Annotated in this window: 4 protein-coding genes; 3 read left to right on the top strand and 1 reads right to left on the bottom strand. The window is 38.4% G+C overall.

Features of this window, described 5'->3' with window-relative positions; translation table 11 throughout:
• The 3 genes from EGI31_RS15020 to EGI31_RS15010 form a co-directional block, all read left to right on the top strand.
• Positions 1-601 (top strand): energy transducer TonB (locus EGI31_RS15020; protein ID WP_255037988.1); only part of this gene is annotated, 601 nt, incomplete at its 5' end.
• Positions 601-768, top strand: coding sequence for a hypothetical protein (locus tag EGI31_RS15015; protein WP_255037987.1), 168 nt, complete (start codon positions 601-603; stop codon positions 766-768). The genes EGI31_RS15020 and EGI31_RS15015, both read left to right, overlap by 1 nt.
• Before the next feature lie 12 nt (positions 769-780).
• Complete coding sequence (locus EGI31_RS15010; protein WP_255037986.1) at positions 781-1,296, top strand: hypothetical protein; 516 nt, start codon at positions 781-783, stop codon at positions 1,294-1,296.
• Between the two features lie 59 nt (positions 1,297-1,355).
• Here the strand turns inward: EGI31_RS15010 and EGI31_RS15005 are convergent.
• Positions 1,356-1,880, bottom strand: a 525-nt coding sequence (locus EGI31_RS15005) for a group II intron maturase-specific domain-containing protein (protein ID WP_310586220.1), incomplete at its 5' end; no start/stop codon positions are given.

Below are 1,880 nucleotides of genomic sequence, written 5' to 3'. Positions count from 1 at the left end.
TGATATGAAGTTCAATTACAAAAACAAAGAAGGGCTTACAATGGTAGTTCTGTCATACGAGCAAAAGAAAGACTTAACGACACTCTATGTTTCAGAAAAAGAATTTGAAACACCTAAAGCTCCATTCGGTTTTTCATTCAAGACAATTGACGACATTCCCAAAGTTATTGTTTTCCCTGCTGACAGTATTGTGAAAGTAACTGCTTGCTCGCAGACAGTGTATTCAGTAGACGACTTTTTAGTAAAAGAAAAGTTCGGAGAAATCGCTAAACCGACAACTAACCCGACTTTCACAGGTGGACTTGACGAATTGAAAAAATACTTTGTTGCCAATCCTTTGACAGATGCAAAAGCAACACAAATGATGTTTAGAGTTTCAATTGCATTCTTGGTTACTTGTGACGGGAAAGCAGGGAATTTTGTAATTGTAACAAAAGGCAAAGGCGACTTGGCGACTTATGCAAACCAAGTTTTAGCTATTGTAAATAGAATGCCACAAAAATGGCAACCAGCGACAGTTGACGGAAAAGCAATTGACTGTTATCAAGTTCTTTCCTTTACTGCTACAACTGGACAACTTGACAAAGTATCATACAGATAATGAACACGGACGAAAGAAAAACGAGGCATAACAGCACATTTGCAATAGGCTGGGTTTCGTGCTCCGCAGACAGTTTAGTGGTATCCGAAAGTTTTGTGCTCCGCATAAACTTTGGTGGTAAAAAACCCGCCCATCGCAAATCTGCAAAACGTTATGTGCTATTTTAGAACGACATCAATATGAAGACAATAGACTTTCGTGACAATATAAATTGCATTAGAGAAACTGCTCCTGGACGGTATCGTATAATACTTGACTTTGCCACGACAAACATTTTACCTTTTTTAATAAGAGACAACTACAATTACATTTGGGTTCATAACCATACGACAGGAAAGGGTTTTGACTGGGAAGAATTTAAATTACCAATCAAAGACAATTCAATAAACATTAAGACACTAGCAAGGTCACTGACGTTTGACTTTATTTTAACCACAGACGAGTTTAAAAATATAATGTCAGACTGGAAAGGAGGAATTGAACTTATTCAAATGAATAATATTCCGCCATATTACCTTGACCTGAATAAAGTAAAAGGGAACAAACGATATGAAATATTAGAAAAAGAATGTGATTACTTATTTGAAGTTGACATTCCATCAGCGACAGACTATGGGACATTAATCAGCCCGAACAGAGAATATTTACAATCGCTTTTGGACAATTCAGAAATAAACTGGGATGACTTACCATAGAAAAACAGCACATAATCGAGTAGCCTGCCCCACTAGGAAACCCTAGCAGGGAGAGGCTCTCACACCACTGTACGTACGGGTCTCGTATACAGCGGTTCATTAAACATCGGACTTACCTTTTCATAGTAATCGTTCATACTTTCGTATCCCCTTTTTCTTAGGCGTTCTAGTGTGATAGTTGTTACCATTATAGGACTTTGGGCTATTACCCATCCTCCTTTTCGGGTTCTGCTAAATTGGTAGGCTTTACTTGGTGGAACTCCCAGTCGTATCAAGTTCTTACGTTTCCGTTCTGGCTTTTTCCAGTCTGTCCAAATGCAATATCGTAAACGGTTTCTTGTCCAACTGTCTATGCTTTTGAGTTTGCTGCCTATATTTCCAAGTTTGAAATAGTTGACCCATCCTCGTTGCAGTAGTTTCAGTTTTGTGTTACGTTCATCGAAACTCAATGGTGCAGTTTTGCGTGTTACTTCCTTGATACTTGCTTTTAGCTTCTTCCAGCTTTTGTCTAGTACTACTATCTGATATTTGCCTTTTGCTCCGTTCTCAAAGCTAGACGTAAAGCCATGTCCCAATATTTGGAA

The sequence above is a fragment of the Lacihabitans soyangensis genome (genome assembly GCF_024343775.1).
GTDB classification, from domain to species: Bacteria; Bacteroidota; Bacteroidia; order Cytophagales; family Spirosomataceae; genus Leadbetterella; species Leadbetterella soyangensis.
Note: the sequence above shows the minus strand (reverse complement) of the source record. Positions and strands in the feature narration are given on the sequence as shown.